Genomic DNA, 20787 nt, shown 5'->3' on the forward strand with positions numbered 1-20787 from the left:
ATGGTGGGACTGTTGATGGCCAGCCGCTGAATTTCGGTTTGCTCCCCCTTTAATCGCTGTGTGGTACATCTACCGATGCGGGTGTGTTAACGCCTGTGACCTGGATAAATGCATCCAGGCGGGAAGACTGTGAGGTGGAACGTATGCAACTGACCCCGCATGAACAGGAACGGCTGATGATTCATGTGGCGGCAGACGTGGCTGAAAAGCGACGGTCCCGGGGGTTGAAACTGAACCACCCGGAATCCCTCGCGCTGCTCACCGCCCACATCCTCGAAGGCGCCAGGGACGGCCGTACCGTCGCCGAGCTGATGTCCTCGGGGCGCAAGGTGCTCAGCCGCGACGACGTCATGGAAGGCGTCCCCGAGATGATCCACGACGTCCAGGTCGAGGCCACCTTCCCGGACGGCACCAAACTCGTCACCGTCCACGAACCCATCGACTGACCAGGGGAGAGCCGAAGATGATCCCGGGTCAGATCCAGCACGCCGACGAGCCGGTGCGCCTCAACGAGGGCCTCCCCGTCACGCGTATGACCGTTCTCAACGCCGCCGACCGCCCTGTCCAGGTCGGCTCCCACTACCACTTCGCGGAGGCCAACCCCGGTCTCGACTTCGACCGCGCGGCCGCGCATGGCAAGCGGCTGAACGTCGCGGCCGGTTCCGCCGTGCGCTTCGAGCCCGGCATCCCCACCGAGATCGAACTCGTCCCCATAGGGGGCAAGCGGATCGTGGTGGGCCTGCGCGGCGAGACCGGAGGCACTCTCGATGGCTGAGCTGACCCGCCAGGCGTACGCCGACCTCTTCGGCCCCACCACCGGCGACCGCATCCGGCTCGCCGACACCGACCTCGTCATCGAGATCACCGAGGACCGCTCCGGCGGTCCCGGCCGGGCCGGCGACGAAGCCGTCTTCGGCGGCGGCAAGGTGATCCGCGAATCGATGGGCCAGTCCCGCGCCACCCGCGCCGAGGGCACCCCCGACACCGTGATCACCGGCGTGGTCGTGCTGGACCACTGGGGCATCGTCAAGGCCGATGTCGGCATCCGCGACGGCCGGATCACCGCGCTCGGCAAGGCCGGTAACCCCGACACGATGGACGGCGTCCACCCCGACCTCGTCATCGGCCCCGAGACCGAGATCATCGCCGGCAACGGCAAGATCCTCACCGCCGGCGCCATCGACACCCACGTCCACTTCATCTGTCCTCAGCAGGCGGACGAGGCGCTGGCCTCCGGCGTCACCACCATGATCGGCGGCGGCACCGGCCCCGCCGAGGGCAGCAAGGCCACCACCATCACCCCCGGCGCCTGGCACATCGCCCGGATGCTGGAGTCGATGGACTCCCTCCCGGTCAACGTCGGACTGCTCGGCAAGGGCAACACCACCTCCCTCACGTCCATGCGCGACCAGCTGCGGGCCGGCATCCTGGGCTTCAAGATCCACGAGGACTGGGGCGCGACCCCGGCCGTCATCGACGCCTGCCTGACGGTCTGTGAGGAGAGCGGCGCCCAGCTCGCGATCCACACCGACACGTTGAACGAGGCCGGCTTCCTCGGCGACACCCTCGCCGCCATCGCCGGCCGCTCCATCCACGCCTTCCACGTCGAGGGCGCGGGCGGCGGCCACGCCCCCGACATGATCGCGATGGTCTCCGAGCCGAACGTGCTGCCCGCGTCCACCAACCCCACGCGGCCGCACACCGTCAACACCGTCGAGGAACATCTCGACATGCTGATGGTCTGCCACCACCTCAACCCCGCCGTCCCCGAGGACCTCGCCTTCGCCGAGTCCCGGATCCGGCCCTCCACCATCGCCGCCGAGGACATCCTGCACGACCTCGGCGCCATCTCGATCATGTCCTCCGACGCCCAGGCCATGGGCCGGATCGGCGAGGTCGTCCTGCGTACATGGCAGACCGCGCACGTCATGAAGCGGTGCCGCGGCACCCTCGCCGGCGACGGCGGAGCGGACAACAACCGGGCCCGCAGGTACGTCGCGAAATACACCATCAACGCGGCCGTCGCCCAGGGCATCGACCACCTCGTGGGCTCCGTCGAGAACGGCAAGCTCGCCGACCTCGTCCTGTGGGACCCGGCGTTCTTCGGCGTCAAACCGCAGCTCGTCATCAAGGGCGGCCAGATCGCCTATGCGCAGATGGGGGACGCCAACGCGTCCATCCCCACCCCGCAGCCGGTGCTGCCCCGCCCGATGTTCGGCGCCACCGGCAAGGCCCCCGGCAGCAACTCCGTCAACTTCGTCTCCCGGCAGGCCCTTGAGGACGGCCTCCCCGAGCGGCTCCCGCTGGCCAAGCCCTTCGAGGCCATCCGCAGCACCCGCGGCCTCACCAAGGCCGATATGCGCAACAACGACGCCCTGCCGCGCGTCCAGGTCGACCCCGACACCTTCACGGTGACCATCGACGGCGAGACGGTCGAACCCGCCCCCGCCGCCGAACTCCCCATGGCCCAGCGGTACTTCCTCTTCTGAGCGGCGCCGATGCACGAACTGGAGCACCACCCATGAGCCGCGCAGCGCTGCTCGTCCTCGCCGACGGCCGGTTCCCCGCCGGCGGGCACGCCCACTCGGGCGGCGCCGAACCGGCCGTCACCGCGGGACGCATCAAGGACGCCGCCACCCTGGAACGCTTCTGCCGGGGCCGGCTGCACACGGCGGGCCTGGTCGCGGCCGCGCTCGCCGCCGCGGCCGCCGCCGGCTGTGATCCGCTGCTCCTGGACGACGCCGCCGACGCCCGTACCCCTGTGCCGGCGCTGCGGACCACCGCCCGCAAGCTGGGACGGCAGATGATGCGGGCCGCCCGCGCGACCTGGCCGTCGGCCGAACTGGACGAGCTGGCCGCGGCCCGGCCACGCGGCGCCCACCAGCCCGTCGTCCTCGGCCTCGCCGCCCGGTCGGCGGGCCTCGAACCGCTGGACGCCGCACACGCCGTGGCCTACGAGACGATCAGCGGCCCGGCCACGGCAGCGGTCCGGCTGCTGAGCCTGGACCCGTTCGACGCCACCGCCGTACTCGCCCGCCTCGCCCCCGAACTCGAACAGGTCGCGGAACAGGGCGCCGAGGCCGCGCACCGCGTCGCCACCGAAGGGACCGACGCGCTGCCCGCCGCCTCCGCGCCGCTGCTGGACATCACCGCGCAGCAGCACGTCGGCTGGCCGGTGCGCCTCTTCGCGTCCTGACGCCGCGCCCGCGCCGCATCCCACCGCCGTACGAACCACCGGAGTGACCATGCACCTCGACCACAAGGACACCTTCCCCGAGCGCCACACCTACAGCGCTGCCGACCCCGTACGCCCGGACGGCCGCCGCCGGGCCCTGCGCATCGGTCTGGGAGGGCCGGTCGGCACCGGCAAGACCGCGACCGTCGCCGCGCTGTGTCGTGCGCTGCGCGACGAGTTGTCCATCGCCGTCGTCACCAATGACATCTACACCCGTGAGGACGCCGAGTTCCTGCTTCGTGAGGCGGTGCTGCCCGCCGAGCGGATCAGCGCCGTCGAGACCGGGGCCTGTCCGCACACCGCGATCCGCGACGACATCTCCGCCAACCTGGAGGCGGTGGAGGACCTGGAGGAGGCGGTCGGCCCCCTGGATCTGGTCCTCGTGGAGTCCGGCGGCGACAACCTCACCGCGACCTTCTCCAAGGGGCTGGTGGACGGCCAGATCTTCGTCATCGACGTGGCGGGCGGCGACGACATCCCGCGGAAGGGCGGCCCCGGCGTCACCAGCTCCGACCTCCTCGTCATCAACAAGACCGACCTGGCGCCGTACGTCGGCGTCGACCTGGCGGGCATGGCGCGCGACGCCAAGGCGCAGCGCGGCGAACTGCCCGTCGCCTTCACCGCCCTGAAGTCGGAGAACGGCGTCGGGCCCGTGGCGGAGTGGGTCCGCGCGCGGCTGGCGGACTGGACCGCGGGCCCGGCATGACACCCAGCCCACCCAGGCCGGTCACCGGCCTGCGAGCCACCGCGCGGATCACGGCGCGGGCCGACGCGCGGGGCAGCACCCGGCTGCCCGTCCTCGACGGCGACGGACCGCTCGCGCTGCGCCGCCTCCGGGCGCACGGCAACCAGGCCCGGGTGTGCGTCGTCGGCGCCATGAGCGCCCCCCTGGGCGGGGACCGGCTGGCCATCGAGGTCACCGCCGAGGCCGGGACGGCGGTGCGGATCACGTCCGCCGCGGCGACCGTCGCGCTGCCCGGCCGTACCGGCGAACCCGCCACCTACGACGTACGGTTGACGGTGGCCGACGGCGCACGCCTGGACTGGCTCCCCGAACCGCTGATCTCCGCCGCGGGCAGCGATCTGCGGATGACCACGACCGTCGACCTGGCCCCCACCGCACGCCTCGTACTCCGTGAGGAGCAGGTGCTGGGCCGCAGCGGCGAGCGGCCGGGGACCCTGCGCAGCCGGCTGACGGTGCGCCGGGCCGGCCGCACCCTGCTGGACCAGGAGACGGCCTACGGTCCCGGTGTCCCCGGCTGGGACACCTCGGCCGTTCTGGACGGCCATCGCGCGGTCGGCCAACTCCTCGTCGCCGACCCCGAGTGGGAGGCCGAACCGCCCGACGTACGGCTGCTGGGGGACGCGGCGGCCGAGCGGCCCGGGGCCGGAGACGGCGACGGCGCGGGGCAGGGCGTGCTGGCACCGCTCGCCGGTCCCGCGGCCCTGGCCACCGTCGTCGCCCCCGACGCGCTGAAGCTGCGACGCCTCCTGGACGAGGCGGCCGAGGCGGTGGAGGCCGCCCGGAGCGCCGCGGCCGGCTGAGGGCGCCCGGACCGGCGGCCCGGTGTGCGGTGGGGCGCCCTCCCGTGCGTCACACCTCCAGTTCGGCTTCGAGCCGGGAGAGGCGGTGGCGCGCCAGTGCGAGATTGGCGCGCTTGCGGTCCAGCACCAGGTAGAGGAAGAGACCGTTGTTGCCCTTGCCGGTCACCGGCCGGATGATGTGGTACTGCGCGGTGAGCGTGATGAGCATGTCCTCAATGGCGCCCTGGAGTTCCAGCATTTCCATGGTGCGCAGCTTGGCGCGTACCACATCGGTGTTTCCGGCCGCGGCGATATTGAGGTCAAGGGCGTTGTTGTCGCCGAGCGTGGCGAGCGCCATTCCGCTGGTGTAGTCGACGAGGGCGACGCCTATGGCGCCCTCGATCGTCGACATCGCTTCGGCGAGAGCGTTTTCCATCTGAGCCATGATGGGTTATGCCTTTCGATTCTGGAAAAATATGAATGTGGAAAATGCGAATGTTTTGCTGTGAAGGGGTGGCCGGTTACCGGCGTGGTGCGGCGTCGACGATCGCGCCGATGCGTTCCGCGGCCCGCCTGGCCTGGAGATGCAGTCGACCCACGTTGGTGTCGGTGCTGGCCACGGCCGTGAGGACGGCGCGGCGGCCGGCCGTGTAGGCGGCTATGTAGCCGTCCGTGCCGCGAGTCAGGGATTCCTCGAAACCGCCCTGTCCGGTCGCCTCGGTGAGGCGTTTGGCGACGCCGATGGCCGCGGCGGTGAGCGCGGCCAGGCCGTCCGGTTCGATGTCCCGGAGATCGTGTGCGATGACCATTCCGTCCGCGCTGGCGACCATTCCGCCCTGCAGATGGCGTACTTGATCCCGCAGCATCAGCAGTTCTTCCTGCAAGAGGGGCTCGATCGTCATCGGTCTCCTTTTTCTGGCGAGCTTTCTGAGCAATGTCTTCATGGCCGGGGTTCGCAGGGTCGCGGAAATGCGCAGGCCTTCACGGGTTTGCGTCTCACAGGTTTTCCTCCAGTGCCGTACGCAGTCGGATCAGGAGGGCGATGTCCGGGTCGGCGGTACTGAGGATGTCCGGGACCGGGAGTTGCCAGGTCGGGGTGGGGCGGCTGCCGGGCGCGGGACGCCCGTCCAGGCAGGCCCCGGGCCGCCGCCGGGGCAGCGCTGTCGCCGGGGGCATCCGGATGAGACCGGCCGCGGCGAGGCGACGGATGTCGAGCAGTGTCACGAATGCGGACTGGCCCAGGGCGCGGGCGAGTTCGGTCGGGGTGTGCCGGCCGTCGGCGCGGGCGAGCAGCCGCCGCTGCCGGCCGGTGGTGGGGGAGGGGCCGGAGCGGCCCGGCGGGACGGGGACGACGGGCGAGGTGTCGGCCGCCTCCCAGGGGCGCAGCCGGTCGAGCAGCGCCCGGCGGCGGGCCGTCGCGCGCTGGAGGGCGGCGGCGCTGATCCGCCGTACGACGCCCAGCCAGTGGGCGGTGCCGGGGGTGAAGGAGGTGGTCTCGGGCCGCAGCGGCAGCGCGAAGAAGGCGGCGTCGAGGAGGGCGCCGAGGTGACAGATCTCCAGCTCGCCCTGGGTCAGCCAGCCTTCCCGTACCAGGAACTGGCCGCCGCGGTGGTCGGGGCCGGCGGTTTCGACGGCGTTCTGCCAGCGGTGCGACGGCACCTTGCCGGCGGCGGCGAGCCGTACGTCGAGCCCCGGTGCGGTGGCGGCTTCGGCGCAGTAGACCGCGCCGTCGAGGAGATAGAAGGAACCGTGCGGGCCGCGGAGAACGCCGGTGACGCCTTCGGCGGCGAACCGCTCGAGCAATCCGGCGGAAGCGGGCGGTGTGCGGGGAGGGAGGGGCAGGGCCATCTCTCAGGCCGCGACCAGCTCCGCCGCCAGATCGCGTAACCGTAGCCGGGCGACGGCGAGGTTGGCCTGCCCGCGGTCCAGCCAGAGGTAGAGATACGTCTGGCTGTCGAAGGCCGTGTGCACGAAGCGTATGAGGTGGTAGCTGCCGGCGGCCGTGATGATGAGGTCCTCCAGATCCGGAGCGGACCCGCCCGCGGTGTCGAACGTGGCGTTGCGGGCCACGGCTTGGACGACCTCTGCGGTGTCCGCGGCGGCCGCTTCGTGATCGCCGTGCGGCGCCCGCCCGGCCGTACCGAGCGTCAGTCCGCTGGTCCAGTCGATCAGCCCGGCGCCCAGGACGCCGGGAATCCCCATCGCTCGGGACAACACCTGATCGATACCCGGCACTTCGGCTCCTTCTGGACTGCTCGTACGGGACTGCTCGCGGCGTTCGGTGCGCACCGTGACGAAAACGCCGAAGCCCTCCCTCGTGGCAGCGTGTGGGAGAGCCTGCACGGAAGGTTACCTACTCATTGCTTCTGGCACATGCCCTACCGGTGGGTCCCCGGCAATTGACGTGTTATCGCCCCTCCGCGGCCCGTTGTCGTCCGATGCCGCGTGTTCGCCCGCGGGGGGCACCACCCTGGCCCGCCATAAGCGGAAGAATTCCTACGGGTTGGTAAAGAATCGCCGATTCGCGGTGGTCAAACCTATTCAGGAAGGGATGCGAGAGGAAAGGATCCCCCCTGTAGCTCTGTGATCATCGCCGCCACAAGCGGCGCACCTAGCAGGGGGATCGACCAAGTGAGACGAACAGCAGCGCTCGGCGCCGCCGGCACCCTGGTGACCGGCACGCTCCTCGCGGGAGCGATAGCCGCCACGCCCGCCAGCGCGGGCGAACACCACAAGGGCGCATCGAAGGAAGCGCGTGGCGTACAGACCGCCGCCGCGCGCGCAGCCAAGAAAGGCATCGACTGGAAGGACTGCCCCGCCGACTGGGGTCTGAAGACCCCCATCCAGTGCGGCTATGTCACCGTTCCGGTCGACTACGCCAAGCCCAACGGACGCACCATCAAGATCGCCGTCGACCGGGCCCGCAGCACCGGCGACACGAAGGAGCGCCAGGGCTCCCTCGTCTACAACCCCGGTGGCCCCGGCGGTTCGGGCATGCGGTTCCCGAGCCGCGTCACCACCAAGAACCCGCTGTGGACCAAGATCGCGAAGGCGTACGACTTCGTGGGCTTCGACCCGCGCGGCGTCGGCCACTCCGCGCCGATCTCCTGCGTGGACCCGCAGGAGTTCGTCAAGGCGCCCAAGGCCGACCCGGTGCCGGACAGCGAGGCGGACAAGCTCGCCCAGCGCAAGCTCGCCAAGGAGTACGCCGACGGCTGCGCCGAGCGCAGCGGCGACCTCCTGCCGTACATGACGACCGCGAACACCGTCCGTGACCTGGACGTGGTCCGCGCCGCGCTGGGGGAGAAGAAGCTCAACTTCCTCGGCGTGTCCTACGGCACCTACATGGGTGCCGTCTACGCGACGCTCTTCCCGGACCATGTCCGCCGGATGCTCGTCGACAGCGTCGTCAACCCCTCCCGCAAGAAGGTTTGGTACCAGGCCAACCTCGACCAGGACATCGCCTTCGAGACCCGTTGGGGTGACTGGAAGAAGTGGGTGGCCAAGAACGACGCGGCCTACCACATCGGTGACACGCCGGAAAAGGTCCAGGCGGCCTGGGAGAAGCTCCGCGCGACCGCGAAGGCGAACCCGATCGGCGGCGTCGTCGGACCGGCCGAGCTGACCGGATTCTTCCAGAACGCTCCGTACTACGACTCGTCGTGGGCCTCCACCGCCGAGGTGTGGAGCAAGTACCTCGCCGGCGACGAGAAGCCGCTGATCGAGAACGCCGGCCCGAACCTGGACGACAAGGCCGGCAACATCGCGTCCGAGAACGGCAACGCGGTCTACACGGCCGTCGAGTGCACCGACACCAAGTGGCCCACCGACTGGCAGACGTGGGACCGGGACAACACCCGGATCCACCAGCAGGCGCCGTTCATGACCTGGTCGAACGCCTGGATGAACCTGCCTTGCGCCACCTGGTCGGCCAAGCAGCAGCGACCGGTCGACGTCAAGACCGGCAAGGGTCTGCCGAACGTGCTGATCGTGCAGAGCACCCGTGACGCGGCGACCCCGTACGAGGGCGCCGTCGAGCTGCACAAGCGGCTCAAGGGCTCCCGTCTGATCACGGAGAAGGACGCCGGTTCGCACGGCGTCACCGGCCTGGTCAACCCGTGCATCAACGAGCGGGTCGACAGCTACTTCCTCACCGGGAAGACGGACGCCGAGGACGTGACGTGCGCTCCGCACGCCACGCCCGAGCCGGCCAAGGCCAAGTAGTCCCGGAGTCGTTGGAACGGGACAGGGGGCGGCCGGGGACTTTCCCCGGCCGCCCCCGCATGTGTACGGTCGGGTGTCCGGGGCTATCGGCCCTGACACCCGGCCATGTGCCGTGTCACGCCGCGAAGGCGTCGGTGAAGGCGGCCCTGGTCGGAGAGTCCGCCCGGCGGTCCAGCACGGCGAAGACCACCCGGTCGAACCAGCCGTCGAAGCGGCCGCCCGCCAGCAGCTGGGTCGCGAACGCCCCCGCCACATCGGCCGGATCGTTGCGGAACACCCCGCACCCCCACGCGCCGAGCACCAGCTGCCGGTGCCCGCCGGCCGCCGCGACCTCCAGAACGCGTTCCGCGCGGGCCACCAGCGCCGCCGCCACCCGCCCCGCCTCGGCCGGCCGCTGCCGCGCGATGACCCCGGCATTCGGCGCCGCCGCCGTCAGGAAGCCCGCCTCGTACGGCACTTCGAGCAGCGCGCCCCGGTCGTCACGGAACACCGGCACACCGGGGGAGAAGATCACCCGGTCGCTGTAGAACGGGCTCGGCTCGGCCCGGTGCGCGGCATAGAACTCCGGCGCCTCGCGCACACAGGTGTAGAGCGCCGACCCACGGCACAGCGCCTCCTCCTGGGCCTGGGCGCCGTTGAGATAGCCGCCTCCGGGATTGCGCGCCGAGGCGAAGTTCAGTACGGCCACCCGGCCGGGCTGCCCGTCGCTCTCGGCCGCCAGCCGGCGCCCGGCGGTGAGGCTGCCTTCCCCCGTCACCTCGAACACCGTCCGCGCGCCCGGGGATTCGCCCGGTACGGCGACCGGCTCCGGGCCGTACAACCGGGTCCCCGCCCGCGCCTTCCCGACCGCCGCCGCGATCTCCACCAGCCGTCCGCTCGGCGCGCGGTACCGGCCCGCCGCGACAATCCGTTCCGTCTCCTGCGCCATGCCGCGCAACCGGGCGCTCATCGCCGGCACCCCCGTATCCGGTCAGTCATGGTGATCAAGCTACGGGGTGGCGGCCCGCACCGCGACGGGTTTTGCCCGCCCCGCCGCCCCTGTTCAGCCGCCGTGCCAGGGCCTTTCCGGCCCCGACCCATCGGACAGCCCTAGGACAGCCCTAGGACAGGCCCTTGCGCCGGCCCTCGGTCCGGGCTCGCGCCTGCGCCTCCGCCTTGGCCTCGCCCGCGTAGGTGTCGACGTACTCCTGCCCGGACAGGGTGAGGATCGCGTACATGATCTCGTCGGTGACGGCGCGCAGCGCGATGTGCTCGTCGGCCATCCCGGCGTACCGCGAGAAATCCAGCGGCGCGCCGAAGCGGATGTCGATCCGCATGATGCGCGGCAGCCGACGCCCCGTCGGCTGCGCCTCGAACGTGCCGATCATCGCGCACGGCACCACCGGCACCCCCGCCTCGATCGCCATCGCGGCGACCCCGGTCCGGCCCTTGTAGAGCCGGCCGTCGTGCGAGCGGGTGCCCTCCGGATAGATTCCCAGCAGCCGGCCCTTGCGGAGCACGGAGAGACCCGAGTCGATCGCCGCCCGCGAGGCGCGGCCGCCGGACCGGTCCACCGGGATCTGCCCGATGCCACGGAAGAACGCGGCGGTCAGCCGCCCCTTGAGACCGGGGCCTGTGAAGTACTCGGCCTTGGCCAGGAACGTCACCCGGCGCGGCACGATCGCGGGCATCACGAAGTGATCGGCGAACGACAGATGATTACCCGCGATGATCGCCGCGCCCTCTTCCGGCACATGCCCAAGGCCCTCGACCCGGGGCCGGAACAGCAGCCGCAGCAACGGCCCGAGAAGGACGTACTTGAGTACCTGGTAGAACACGGCTCAGCTCCCCCACTCCGCCAAATCGCCTGGGCAGCAGCGTTGTTCCAGGTCACGCGGCATCCCGGGCGTGGTCAGTGTAGGGGCATGCGCCGTTGTGCGTAACTACGAGAGTGCGCGGACCCGTCAGGCGCGTCAGCCGGCCGGTGAGTTCCGAATCGCGTTCACGAGCCCGGCGACGAGGTTCGCCCGCTCGGCCATGGCATCGACGACCAAGTACTCGTGGTCGGCGTGCGCACCGCCGCCCACCGCTCCGAGGCCATCGAGCGTCGGCACCCCCAGCGCGGCCGTGAAGTTGCCGTCGCTGCCGCCGCCGACCGCCTTTCCCTCGATGCCGGGCAGCAGCCGCTGCGCCACCGCGAAGAGTTCGGCCGACGCCGACTCGGGCATCGGCGGCCGGCCGACGGCTCCCTGCACCGCGACCTCCGCCTCGTCGAGGTGCGGCGCCAGCGCCGCGAACGCGGACTCGATGCGTTCCTGCTCGCCGGCCGACTCGACCCGGACGTCCACGATGACGGTCGCCTCCGCGGGGACGACGTTGTCCAGCGTCCCCGCTGACGCGACGGTCGGTGTGACGGTCGTGCCGATGTCGGGCCGGTCGAGCGCTGCGATATCCAGTACCTGGTGCGACGCTTCGACCAGGGCGTTGACCCCGGCCGCCGGCTCGAGGCCGGCGTGTGAGGCCCGGCCCGCGATGGAGACCCGGAACGTGCCGCAGCCCTTGCGGCCGGTCTTCAGGGCTCCGCCGTCGGCGGCGCCCTCCAGCACGAGTACGGCGCCGCAGGCGAGGGCCCGTTCCTCGAGGAGAGCCCGGGAGGAGCGGGAGCCTACCTCTTCGTCGGCGGTCACCAGGATCTCGACGCCGGACCGGTCGTCGAGCGTCGCCACACCATGAACGGCCTGCACCAGACCGCCCAGCATGTCGAAGACCCCGGGACCGGTCGCATGCCCGTCCTCGACCCTGAACGGGCGGCGTTCGAGGGTGCCGAGCGGAAACACCGTGTCATGGTGACCGAGGATCAGTACCTGGGGATCGCCTCCGGCCGACCAGTGGACATGCGGCCCGGCTTCGCTCTCCACGAGGACGGCCCGCCCGCCGAGGCGGCTCTCGATCACAGCGGCGACGGCTTTGGCCGATGCCGTGAGGGCGTCGAGATCGCGCGAGGGAGACTCGACTTCGACGAGTGTCCTGAGGTCCTCGATCATCGCGTCGACACTGACCTCGACGCTCTTGTTCATGGTCACGCCGTCAGGCTACTCGGTAGGCGTGATCATCGTCCTCCGACTACAGGTCCTCACTCGTCCTCACCGGTGCCCTCCGCGGCCCCGGCGACCCGCTCGCGCAGATTCCTGAACTGGTGGTTCTGCATGAAGAAGTGGACGGGCTCGCCGATCAACCGGTCGACGGCCCACATGAGCGGCCGCGGCCGGCCACGGCCCCGCGTGCGCACGATGAGGCGGGTCTTGCCGCCCGGGGCCGGCTCCAGGTGGAATCCCCAGATCCCGCCGCTGTAGGCCGGCGGCAGCGGCCAGTGCTGCGGATCGAACGACTCGCACGAAGGCAGCCTCAGATCGGCGCGCAGCACCAGTGACCGGGGCGGATCCACGAGCGCCGCGGTGAACCACGCCCTGCCGTTCGGCAGCGAGTCGAGGTGCTGGCCCTCCTTGACATCCTGCCACTCCGGCACGATGTTCCAGGCGCTCGGCCGCCCTCCGTTGTCGAGCCGGTCCCAGCTGTACCAGCCGCCCCGGTCGCAGCCCATCTGCTGCAGCCAGGCCCAGACCTCCTCGGGCGGCGCGGGCAGGGTCGTGGCCATCGTGGTCTGGCCGTCGGGATACGGCACCAGCTCGTCCCCCGGGAAGGTGCGGGACGCCTCCTCTCCCGTCGCGCCCCAGCGCAGTACCCGAGGCCGGACGGCCTTGCCGTAACCGCCGAGCGCGCCCGCGGCCAGGAGCGCCGTGAGCCGCTTGCCGAGCGGTTCGTTCCCCTTCATGCGCCGGCTCGCTTCATACGCTCACTTCTCGTTCCTACGCTCGCTCATGCGCGGATCCCCGCACCTGCTCGATGAGCCGCCCCCGCACCTGGCTGACCAGGGTGCTCAGCCGCTGGGACGGTACGGCCCGGGGGGCGATCGGGGCCCGCACCCGCAGGGCGGCGTGCGGCAACTCCTCCAGATCGGCGGTGAACCGGGCCTGCTCCTCCTCGAGTGTCGGGCGCTCCCCAGTGCGCCGGCCGTCCCGCATCACCGTCTCCAGCAGCCGGTGGCCGCGTCCGGGAGCCCCCTCGCCCCGGAGGCCGATCACATCCGCGTACCCGGGGCAGCGGAACACCTGCTTCGCTCCCGGTGCCGTCACCTTCGCCGAGGACAGCTTCATCACCGGGTTTCCGTCGTACTCGACCATTTTGTACGCGGAGTCCAGATACGGCGCGTCGGCCGCGACACCGACCCGGGTGCCCACGGCATAGGTGTCCACCGGCGCCCCGGACTGCACCAGCTCGTCCACGGAGTACTCGTCGAGGCCGCCGCTGGCGACGATGCGTACGTCCGGCAGCCCGGCGGCGTTGAGGATGCCGCGCGCCCGCACCGCCAGCGAGCCGAGGTCGCCGCTGTCGAGCCGGACCGCCGAGCCGGTGGTGCGGCCGAGGTCCCGCAGCACGCGCGCCGCCGTACGCACGCCCTCCTCCGTGTCGTAGGTGTCCACCAGGAGCGTCACAGGTCCCGGGTGGGCCCGTGCGAAGGCGCGGAACGCCTCCTCCTCGGAGGCGAACGCCTCCACGTACGAGTGGGCCATCGTGCCCACCGCGGGCACCCCGACGGCGGTCGCCGCCGCCACATTGCTGGTTCCGGCGAATCCCACCAGGGCACCCAGCCGGGCGGCCTGGAAACCGGCCTCGATGCCGTGCGTGCGCCGCAGTGAGAAGTCCACGACCGGGTGCCCCGCCGCGGCCAGCACACACCGGGCGGCCTTCGAAGCGATGGCGGTCTGGTGGCTGACCTGATTGAGCAGATACGTCTCCACCAGCTGCGCCTGCGGGAGCGGCGCGGTGACCTCCAGCAGCGGCTCACCGGCGAGCACGATGCGGCCCTCCGGCACCGCCCGCACCTCGCCGGTGAACCGCAGCCCGCGCAGCGCCGACAGGTCGCGGACGGGCCGGCCGAGTGCCGTGGCGAACGCCTCCACATCGGCGGGCCTGATGCGGAGCTCCGCCAGGAAGTCCAGCGCGGACTCCAGACCCGCGGCGACGAGAAACCCACGGCCGGGCGGCAGGTCGCGGACGAAGAGACTGAACGTCGCCGGGCGGGTCATCCCCTCCCGCAGGTACGACATCGCCATCGTCACTTCGTACAGATCGGTGGTGGTTGCCTGCGACATGGACGCACCTCCGCACCTCCTCGCCCCAGAGACGGCCCCCGCGCGCGTCTGGGTCTGCCCTCACCACGGTCGGACATCCGGGGAGCGCAGTCACGGGGCCAAAGGTCCCGGGTAGGGCCCGCACGGCCACCGGCAGGGACCAATGGCCCCTGTCGCCGATCCCGGGCGCACGGGCCACGCTGGAAGGCGGACCGTGATCCGGTATCGGACGAGACGGAGGCAGTCGCCATGGAACCCGCCGCCACGGAACCAGTCGCCGCGGAGCCGAACACCGCTGAGCCGATCGCCACGGAATCGGTCGTCACTGTCGGCCTCGACGGCTCACCCGAGAGCCTGGCCGCCGCCCGCTGGGCCGCCCGCGAAGCCGAGCGCCGGCAGCTCACCGTGCGTCTGCTGCACGCCTGGATCCTGCTGTCCCCCGAGCCGACGGACGTCCCCGCCGAGATGGACCAGAACTACTGGGCGCGGCGGATCGTCGGCGACGCGCAGGCGGAGCTCCAGGGGCGCCATCCAGGGCTGTCGGTCACGGTGGACCTGGTCGCCGAGGAGCCCGCCACCGCGCTGTTGCGCGCGGCTGTGGAATCACAGCTGCTCGTCCTCGGCTCGCGAGGCCTGGAGAGCGTCGAAAGCTACTTCCTCGGCGATGTCAGCATGCATGTCGTGGCGCGTGCCGAGCGTCCGGTGGTGCTGGTCCGCGTGGGAATGCACGAAGCGGAGCCGTCGCCCGTCCATACCGGTGGAGTGGTCGTCGGGCTCGGTCTGCGCGGCCCCTGCGACACGGTGCTCGACTTCGCCTTCGCCGCCGCCGTGCAACGAGGTGTGCCCCTCAAGGCCGTCCATGGACGCAGCCTGCCGGTCCAGGCGTTCGTGCCCTGGGGTGTCGACCCCGACGTCTCGAAGGAGATCAGGGAGGAGGCCCTCGGCGAGCTCGGGCAGGCGCTCCGCCCGTGGCGGGACCGGTTCCCGGATGTGGCGGTGACCGAGGACGTCCGGCTGGAAAGCGCGGCCAGGGCCATCGTCGGGGCGGCGGAAGGCGCCGATCTGCTGGTGATCGGCCGGCGCAGGCACCGGGCCGGCCTGACACCGCGGATCGGACCCGCCGCGCATGCGGCCGTGCATCATGCGCCGTGCCCGGTGGCCGTCGTCCCGCATGACTGAGCGCGGTGGCCGTCGTCCCGCATGACTGAGCGCAATCGACCGCAAGCGCAACCGACCGACTGGGACCGAGCGGACAACTGACCCTGGGACTGAGCGCGCAACTGACCGACGTGTGTGCTCAGTGGCTGATTCCCAGGCCCGGCAGCATCAGCAGCCCCCGGTCCGCGCAGCTGATGTCGGCCGCGCCGAGGTCCCGCGGTGTGAGAGCCCCTCGCGAGCGCACCTCCGCGACGGCCATCCGGGCCGCCGCAGCGGCGCTCTCCCAGCCCGGCTCCGGGAAGGTGGCCTCCCACCAGCCGTGAACGGCGACCTGCCAGCCCCGGCGCTCCATCATGGCCCGGTGGTCCTCGCCCTCCGGTGCGTCCCGGTCGTCGACCACCAGGAACACGCCCTCCGGGCTGTATCCGACCGAGAGGGGCCGGTCACCGTCCTTGTGGTTGACGATGTTGAACGCCGCCGACTCCTCGTCCCCGACCTGCGCCGGCAACTGCTCCGACCACGCCCACAGGATGCTCTCCACGGACTCCTCCAGCCGATGCCAGTCCGGAGCCGCCGACGTCGCAGGAAAGTCCCTCGGGAGGGTGCCCGGACCGTCGCGATACAGCTGCCACAAGTACGGCAGGCTGCTGAAGAACGACACCTGGTCCTCGGCGTCGCCCACCCCGCGTCCGAAGCGGACGGACTCGGTCCGCTCCAGCTCCGCGGTGTGCCGTACCGAAACCTGCAGGCAGGCGATGCCGTGGTCGAGCAGCAGGATCTGCTCGTCGGTCCGCCAGCGGATGGTCGGGCCGTAGGCGCTCCCGCCGTACAGGGTGGGCGGACCGATGCGGTCCACGAGGGCGTGCAGCACCTCGCGGATGGCATGGGTGCGTTGAGCGGGCGTCATCGACGCCTTGTAGTCGCGCACCGGGTCGGGTGCGCGGTCGAAGTCCCGGGGTTGCGGTTCGCGGCGCAGTCGTTCGGCGACGTCCGCGATGTCGCCCCCGTCGGTGACCCCTCGCCTCCGCGTATCCATATATCCACTTTGCCTGAAATGCCACCTTTGGCAATGTCGGGCGGGTGAGCTGTGCGGTTGCGGGCGGGCGGGCCGCGGGGTTGTGGGCGGACGGGCCTGGGATTTGTGGGCGGCGGGTGGCCTCCGCGGTCCGGTCCCGGGCCTGTGGCGAAGCCCGTGCGGGCCGGTCGGTCGCGCCCGGACCGGCCTGCCCGGTGAAGGCGATCTGGTCGGCGGCGCACCAGGGGCCGTTCGGCCCTGCCGCCGTGCGCGCGGACTGTGTTGACTGATCTTCCGGGTCCGCCGGCGGACGATGCCGGTGGGTCCGTCCGGCATGAGGGCGAGCGGGAGGAACCGCAATGCATGACGACTGCGAGCATGACGACTGCGAGGCCTACGACGAGTACCACGCACTGCTCGCGCGGCGCGACGCGATGCGGCTGCGTCGGCGGCTGTTGGCACCGCGGCGTCAGCGTCCGTCGGCACCGCGGCCGGGGGCCTGCGACGCAACCGCGAGTCCCTACGACGGAGCCGCCGACCAGCAGGTGATCACCCGGCACCTGCCGCTGGTGTCCCCCCTCCGTGCGCTCATAGACCACCTCTACGCGGCCATGTTCGAGCAACATCCTTACCTGCGCGGTTTGTTCCCCGCGTCGATGGAATTCCAGCGGGCCCACCTGGAACGCGCCTTCCGGTACCTGATCGAGAATCTGCACCGCCCCGACGAGGTGGCTGCCTTCTGCGCCCGACTGGGCCGCGACCACCGCAAGTTGGGCGTGCTGCCGGTGCACTACGAGGTGTTCGAGGCGGCCCTCGCCGAGGGGCTGCGCCGCCGCGCAGGGGAGCGGTGGACCGAGGAACTGGAACAGGCGTGGTTACGGATGCTGCGGTTCGCCGTCGCGGCGATGGTGGCCGGCGCCGACCGCGCCATGGCCGAACCTCCTTACTGGAATGCCGAAGTGACGGAGCATCACTTACGTCGGCCCGACCTGGCCGTGCTCCGTGTCCGCACCGCCGAGCCCTACCCCTACCGGGCCGGACAGTACGCCCGCCTGCAGTCGCCGCTGCTGCCGCACGCCTGGCGGCCGTACACCGTCGCCTGCGCTCCCCGCCCGGGCGGGGAGCTGGAGTTCCACATCCGCCGGACCGGTCCCGGCGGGCTGAGCCAGGCCCTGGTGGCACACACGCACCCCGGCGACGCGCTGCGCCTCGGGCCGCCGCAGGGCACCATGACGCTGGACGACAACGTGACGCGGGACGTGCTGATCGTGGCCGCCGGAACCGGCTGGGCCACCGCCAAGGCCCTGCTGGAGGAGCTGGCGGCCCGGCGTACGCGCGGCCGCACCGCCCGGCTGTTCCTCGGCGCCCGCAGTCGTGAGGACCTGTACGACGGGCCGGAACTGGCCAGGCTGACGAACCGCTGCCCGTGGCTACGGGTGACCCCGGTGATCGGCGGGAGCGCCGTGGACCCCGCCGCCCCGGCGGCCGCCGTGTACGACCCGCTGGCAGAAGCGGTGGCCCGGCACGGCGACTGGTCCGGCCACCTCGCCTACGTCAGCGGCCCGCCCGCCATGGTCACCGCCGTGCTACGCCGGCTGGCCGCCCGGAACCTGCCCGCCGACCGGATCCGCCACAGCCCCGCCCTCCGCCCGCAGCCCGCCCGCTGACCGCCGCCCCCTCCGACACGCGACAAGCGAACGTGACAAGCGATACGTGACAAGTCATACGTGACAAGTGATACGCGACAAGACCTCCGACGGAGCGACACATCCATGCACACAGACGCCGCCCAGCCAGCCCCCGCCGCCCCGCTGCGGGTCTTCATCCTCGACGACCACGAGGTGGTGCGCCGGGGCGTACGTGATCTGCTCGAAGCCGAGCCGGACATCACCGTCGCCGGCGAGGCGTCGAACGCCCGCGAGGCGCTGGCCCGCGTGCCCGCGACGCGCCCGCACGTGGCCGTGCTGGACGTACGGCTCGGCGACGGCGCGAGCGGCGGGAGCGACCACGAGGGGGTCGAGGTCTGCCGTGAACTACGGGCCCGCACACCGGAGTTGGCCTGTCTGATGCTGACGTCCTTCGATGACGACGAGGCGTTGTTCGACGCCATCATGGCGGGCGCCGCGGGATATGTGCTCAAGCAGATCGGCGGTTCCGACCTGGTGACCGCGGTACGTACGGTCGCCACCGGCAGGTCGATGCTGGACCCCCGGACGGCCTCGCGGGTGATGGCCCGGCTGCGCCGACCCCAGCCGGGCCAACATCCCTCCACCGCACCGGAGTTGGATCGGCTCTCCGCGCGGGAGCTGGAGATCCTGGAGCTGATCGGGGAGGGGTTGACGAACCGGCAGATCGCCGAGCGGGTGTACCTGGCGGAGAAGACGGTCAAGAACCGGGTCTCGTCCATCCTCGCCAAGCTGGGAGTGGGCCGCCGCGTCCAGGCGGCGATCCTCGCCGAGCGCCTACGGGAGCGGGGAGAACTCCCGTAGGGCCTGGGCCTGCCCGGTGGGCGGCGGGCCGGCCCGCCTCACCCCGCCGGCAGTGGTACGCGCCAGACGATCCGGGTGCCGCCGTCCGACGGGCACCGCACGGTCAGGGTGCCGCCGTACTCCTCGGCCCGGGAGCGCATGTTGGCCAGCCCGCCGGTGTGCTCAGCGGAGTCGCCGGAGCGGACGGTGTCGATGCCCACGCCGTCGTCCACCACGGTGAGCGTGAGGACGTCCGCGGTTCCGGGCACGGCGAGGACCACATCCGCCCGGTGCGCCTGCGAGTGCCGGGCGATATTGCTCAGTGACTCGGCGGTCACCGCCAGCACCTGCTCGGCCAGCTCGTCCGGCACGCTGGAGTCCACCGGCCCCTCGATGCGCAGGGACGGGGCGAACCCCAGCGACTGGCCCGCCAGGTGGGCGGCCTCGGCCATACGGCGGCGCAGGCGCGGACCGCCGCGGCCGTCCCCGGTGGCGTCGGTGCGCAGCTCGAAGATCGTCGAACGGATGATCTTGATGGTGGTGTCCAGGTCGTCCACCGCGCGCGAGACCCGCTCGGCCGCATCGGGGCGCTCGATCATGCGGGCGGCGCTCTGCAGCGTCATACCGGTGGCGAACAGCCGCTGGATCGCCAGATCGTGCAGGTCGCGGGCGATCCGGTCGCGGTCGTGCAGTACGGCCAGCTCCTCGGACTCGGCGCGGCGCCGGGCGAGTTCCAGGGCGATCGCGGCCTGATCGGCGAAGCCGGAGATCAGCGTCACCTCGGAGTCGTCGAAGGCCGGACGGCCGGCCCGTCGGCTCAGCCGCAGCGCGCCGCAGGCGGCGGCATCGAGCGGCAGCGGCACCGCCACCGTGGGACCGTCGGCCTGCCCGCCGCCGGCATCGCCGCCGTGCCCGCCGTCACCGCCGCCTTCGGGCGCGTACGCACGGGAATCGACGCCGAGCTCCGCGCTGACCACGGGTGCTTTGGTACGGGTGGCCAGCCCGGCCAGCGACCCCAGCGCGGGAACCGTCGTCCCCTGGAGCAGCTCGGCGCCACGGCCGAGCGCCACCCGTACGGCGAGCCGGCCTTCGTCGCTGTCCGGCAGCAGCACGGCGGCCAGGTCCGCGTCGGCGACCTCCATCGCCCGCCGGGCGATCAACCGGAGCACCCGGCTCACCTCGCTCCCGGCGAGCAGACTGCTGGTGATCTCACCGAGCGCCTCGCGCCAGCGCTCCCGGCGGCGGCTGTCGTGGTACATCCGCGCGTTGTCGATCGCGACCCCGGCCGCGATGGCGAGGGTGGTGAGGACCTTCTCGTCGTCGGCGTCGAACCCTCCGCCACCGCGCTTCTCGGTGAGGTAGAGATTGCCGAAGACCTCGTCCCGTACGCGGACGGGCACGCCCAGGAAGGTGCGCATCGGAGGGTGGTGCTCGGGGAAGCCGTAACTGCTCGGATGCCGGGTGAGGTCGGTGAGCCGCAGCGGCTCGGGATTGCGGATGAGCTCGCCGAGGATGCCGCGCCCGCAGGGCGTCCGGCCGATCCGGGCCACGAGGTCGTCGGCCATGCCCACCGGCAGGAACTCGGACAGCCGCTGGCCGTCGCCGACCACGCCCAGCGCGCCGTACTCGGCGTCGGCGAGGGTGACCGCCGCTTCGACGATGCCCCGCAGCACCTGGGGGAGTTCAAGGCCGCGTCCCAAGTCCATGACGGCGGCGAGAAGGCTGTGGATCCGGTCCGGTACGTCGAGCCGCGGCCACGGCGAGGGCGGCGGGGAGGGGGGTGGCGAGGCCGGCGGCGATGTGGATGCGGATGGCGGTGGGGCTGCCGATGTCGGTACGGGGTGGGGTAACGCTTCGGACATGCCTGCCTGCACACCTGCCTTCGTCTCTTCTTCCGACTCCATCCGAGCCTCTGACTGCATCCGAGCTTCTGACTTCGTCCGGGAAACGCCTTCTCACCGGACCGGTCCTCGGCAGCAGCAGCGTATGGCA

21 protein-coding genes are annotated in these 20787 nt (G+C 71.7%); 10 read left to right on the forward strand and 11 right to left on the reverse strand.

The annotated features are described in order from the left end of the window. Positions 1–143: 143 nt before the first annotated feature. From FCH28_RS04130 to FCH28_RS04155, 6 genes are read left to right on the forward strand one after another with little or no spacing between them, the layout of a single operon-like run. Positions 144–446: an urease subunit gamma gene (locus tag FCH28_RS04130; protein ID WP_136738238.1), complete on the forward strand. Its 303-nt coding sequence runs from the start codon at positions 144–146 to the stop codon at positions 444–446. A gap of 17 nt (positions 447–463) precedes the next feature. Then, on the forward strand, positions 464–775 hold the full coding sequence (locus FCH28_RS04135) for an urease subunit beta (RefSeq protein WP_136738239.1): 312 nt from the start codon (positions 464–466) through the stop codon (positions 773–775). Continuing rightward, positions 768–2489: an urease subunit alpha gene (locus tag FCH28_RS04140; RefSeq protein ID WP_136738240.1), complete on the forward strand. Its 1722-nt coding sequence runs from the start codon at positions 768–770 to the stop codon at positions 2487–2489. The genes FCH28_RS04135 and FCH28_RS04140 overlap by 8 nt, the downstream gene beginning before the upstream one ends. A gap of 32 nt (positions 2490–2521) precedes the next feature. Beyond that, on the forward strand, positions 2522–3196 hold the full coding sequence (locus FCH28_RS04145; RefSeq protein WP_136738241.1) for an urease accessory protein UreF: 675 nt from the start codon (positions 2522–2524) through the stop codon (positions 3194–3196). A gap of 49 nt (positions 3197–3245) precedes the next feature. Then, positions 3246–3941, forward strand: coding sequence for an urease accessory protein UreG (gene ureG / locus FCH28_RS04150; RefSeq protein WP_136738368.1), 696 nt, complete (start codon positions 3246–3248; stop codon positions 3939–3941). Further along, on the forward strand, positions 3938–4780 hold the full coding sequence (locus tag FCH28_RS04155) for an urease accessory protein UreD (protein WP_136738242.1): 843 nt from the start codon (positions 3938–3940) through the stop codon (positions 4778–4780). Before ureG ends, FCH28_RS04155 begins: the two co-directional genes overlap by 4 nt. A gap of 49 nt (positions 4781–4829) precedes the next feature. Here the strand turns inward: FCH28_RS04155 and FCH28_RS04160 are convergent, their stop codons facing one another. The 4 genes from FCH28_RS04160 to FCH28_RS04175 all read right to left on the reverse strand — a co-directional run bounded on the left by FCH28_RS04160 (position 4830) and on the right by FCH28_RS04175 (position 6994). Continuing rightward, complete coding sequence (locus FCH28_RS04160; protein ID WP_136738243.1) at positions 4830–5204, reverse strand: roadblock/LC7 domain-containing protein; 375 nt, start codon at positions 5202–5204, stop codon at positions 4830–4832. A gap of 76 nt (positions 5205–5280) precedes the next feature. Continuing rightward, complete coding sequence (locus FCH28_RS04165; protein ID WP_136738244.1) at positions 5281–5661, reverse strand: roadblock/LC7 domain-containing protein; 381 nt, start codon at positions 5659–5661, stop codon at positions 5281–5283. 94 nt (positions 5662–5755) lie between these two features. Beyond that, complete coding sequence (locus tag FCH28_RS04170; protein WP_136738245.1) at positions 5756–6607, reverse strand: hypothetical protein; 852 nt, start codon at positions 6605–6607, stop codon at positions 5756–5758. Positions 6608–6610: 3 nt separating this feature from the next. Next, on the reverse strand, positions 6611–6994 hold the full coding sequence (locus FCH28_RS04175; protein WP_136738246.1) for a roadblock/LC7 domain-containing protein: 384 nt from the start codon (positions 6992–6994) through the stop codon (positions 6611–6613). Between the two features lie 396 nt (positions 6995–7390). Between FCH28_RS04175 and FCH28_RS04180 the strand changes: the two genes are divergently transcribed. Further along, positions 7391–8983, forward strand: a complete 1593-nt coding sequence (locus FCH28_RS04180; RefSeq protein WP_136738247.1) for an alpha/beta hydrolase — start codon at positions 7391–7393, stop codon at positions 8981–8983. Between the two features lie 115 nt (positions 8984–9098). Here FCH28_RS04180 and FCH28_RS04185 read toward each other — a convergent pair whose 3' ends face one another. The 5 genes from FCH28_RS04185 to FCH28_RS04205 form a co-directional block, all read right to left on the reverse strand. Further along, complete coding sequence (locus FCH28_RS04185) at positions 9099–9932, reverse strand: TIGR02452 family protein (RefSeq protein WP_136738248.1); 834 nt, start codon at positions 9930–9932, stop codon at positions 9099–9101. A 151-nt stretch (positions 9933–10083) separates the two neighbouring features. Further along, complete coding sequence (locus FCH28_RS04190; protein WP_136738249.1) at positions 10084–10800, reverse strand: lysophospholipid acyltransferase family protein; 717 nt, start codon at positions 10798–10800, stop codon at positions 10084–10086. Positions 10801–10935: 135 nt separating this feature from the next. After that, a complete protein-coding gene (locus FCH28_RS04195) occupies positions 10936–12039 on the reverse strand; it encodes a M20 family metallopeptidase (RefSeq protein ID WP_136738369.1) in 1104 nt (367 codons plus the stop codon). Between the two features lie 56 nt (positions 12040–12095). Continuing rightward, a complete protein-coding gene (locus tag FCH28_RS04200) occupies positions 12096–12794 on the reverse strand; it encodes a hypothetical protein (protein WP_136738250.1) in 699 nt (232 codons plus the stop codon). 34 nt (positions 12795–12828) lie between these two features. Beyond that, on the reverse strand, positions 12829–14175 hold the full coding sequence (locus FCH28_RS04205) for a nicotinate phosphoribosyltransferase (RefSeq protein ID WP_136738251.1): 1347 nt from the start codon (positions 14173–14175) through the stop codon (positions 12829–12831). A gap of 228 nt (positions 14176–14403) precedes the next feature. On the opposite strand from FCH28_RS04205, the gene FCH28_RS04210 reads away from it, so the two are divergent. After that, complete coding sequence (locus FCH28_RS04210) at positions 14404–15333, forward strand: universal stress protein (RefSeq protein ID WP_136738252.1); 930 nt, start codon at positions 14404–14406, stop codon at positions 15331–15333. 118 nt (positions 15334–15451) lie between these two features. On the opposite strand, the gene FCH28_RS04215 is transcribed toward FCH28_RS04210, so the two are convergent. Further along, the gene (locus FCH28_RS04215) at positions 15452–16348 is read right to left on the reverse strand and encodes a hypothetical protein (RefSeq protein WP_136738253.1); all 897 of its coding nucleotides are present in this window, start codon (positions 16346–16348) and stop codon (positions 15452–15454) included. A 338-nt stretch (positions 16349–16686) separates the two neighbouring features. Between FCH28_RS04215 and FCH28_RS04220 the strand changes: the two genes are divergently transcribed. Next, complete coding sequence (locus tag FCH28_RS04220) at positions 16687–17994, forward strand: globin domain-containing protein (protein WP_136738254.1); 1308 nt, start codon at positions 16687–16689, stop codon at positions 17992–17994. A 105-nt stretch (positions 17995–18099) separates the two neighbouring features. Next, a complete protein-coding gene (locus FCH28_RS04225) occupies positions 18100–18816 on the forward strand; it encodes a response regulator (protein ID WP_136738255.1) in 717 nt (238 codons plus the stop codon). Between the two features lie 38 nt (positions 18817–18854). Here the strand turns inward: FCH28_RS04225 and FCH28_RS04230 are convergent, their stop codons facing one another. Further along, entirely contained in the window at positions 18855–20501 is a 1647-nt protein-coding gene (locus FCH28_RS04230; protein WP_187363750.1) for a sensor histidine kinase, read from the reverse strand. Between the last annotated feature and the right edge of the window lie 286 nt (positions 20502–20787).

The sequence above is a fragment of the Streptomyces piniterrae genome (assembly GCF_005048155.1).
GTDB lineage: Bacteria > Actinomycetota > Actinomycetes > Streptomycetales > Streptomycetaceae > Streptomyces > Streptomyces piniterrae.

Excerpts from the sequence above, each read along its gene's own strand:
- FCH28_RS04130 (WP_136738238.1), top strand. The coding sequence starts at position 144 with ATGCAACTGACCCCGCATGAACAGGAACGGCTGATGATTCATGTGGCG.
- FCH28_RS04135 (WP_136738239.1), top strand. The coding sequence starts at position 464 with ATGATCCCGGGTCAGATCCAGCACGCCGACGAGCCGGTGCGCCTCAAC.
- FCH28_RS04140 (WP_136738240.1), top strand. The coding sequence starts at position 768 with ATGGCTGAGCTGACCCGCCAGGCGTACGCCGACCTCTTCGGCCCCACC.
- FCH28_RS04145 (WP_136738241.1), top strand. The coding sequence starts at position 2,522 with ATGAGCCGCGCAGCGCTGCTCGTCCTCGCCGACGGCCGGTTCCCCGCC.
- ureG (WP_136738368.1), top strand. The coding sequence starts at position 3,246 with ATGCACCTCGACCACAAGGACACCTTCCCCGAGCGCCACACCTACAGC.
- FCH28_RS04155 (WP_136738242.1), top strand. The coding sequence starts at position 3,938 with ATGACACCCAGCCCACCCAGGCCGGTCACCGGCCTGCGAGCCACCGCG.
- FCH28_RS04160 (WP_136738243.1), bottom strand. The coding sequence starts at position 5,204 with ATGGCTCAGATGGAAAACGCTCTCGCCGAAGCGATGTCGACGATCGAG.
- FCH28_RS04165 (WP_136738244.1), bottom strand. The coding sequence starts at position 5,661 with ATGACGATCGAGCCCCTCTTGCAGGAAGAACTGCTGATGCTGCGGGAT.
- FCH28_RS04170 (WP_136738245.1), bottom strand. The coding sequence starts at position 6,607 with ATGGCCCTGCCCCTCCCTCCCCGCACACCGCCCGCTTCCGCCGGATTG.
- FCH28_RS04185 (WP_136738248.1), bottom strand. The coding sequence starts at position 9,932 with ATGAGCGCCCGGTTGCGCGGCATGGCGCAGGAGACGGAACGGATTGTC.
- FCH28_RS04195 (WP_136738369.1), bottom strand. The coding sequence starts at position 12,039 with ATGAACAAGAGCGTCGAGGTCAGTGTCGACGCGATGATCGAGGACCTC.
- FCH28_RS04200 (WP_136738250.1), bottom strand. The coding sequence starts at position 12,794 with ATGAAGGGGAACGAACCGCTCGGCAAGCGGCTCACGGCGCTCCTGGCC.
- FCH28_RS04205 (WP_136738251.1), bottom strand. The coding sequence starts at position 14,175 with ATGTCGCAGGCAACCACCACCGATCTGTACGAAGTGACGATGGCGATG.
- FCH28_RS04210 (WP_136738252.1), top strand. The coding sequence starts at position 14,404 with ATGGAACCCGCCGCCACGGAACCAGTCGCCGCGGAGCCGAACACCGCT.
- FCH28_RS04215 (WP_136738253.1), bottom strand. The coding sequence starts at position 16,348 with ATGGATACGCGGAGGCGAGGGGTCACCGACGGGGGCGACATCGCGGAC.
- FCH28_RS04220 (WP_136738254.1), top strand. The coding sequence starts at position 16,687 with ATGCATGACGACTGCGAGCATGACGACTGCGAGGCCTACGACGAGTAC.
- FCH28_RS04225 (WP_136738255.1), top strand. The coding sequence starts at position 18,100 with ATGCACACAGACGCCGCCCAGCCAGCCCCCGCCGCCCCGCTGCGGGTC.
- FCH28_RS04230 (WP_187363750.1), bottom strand. The coding sequence starts at position 20,501 with ATGGACTTGGGACGCGGCCTTGAACTCCCCCAGGTGCTGCGGGGCATC.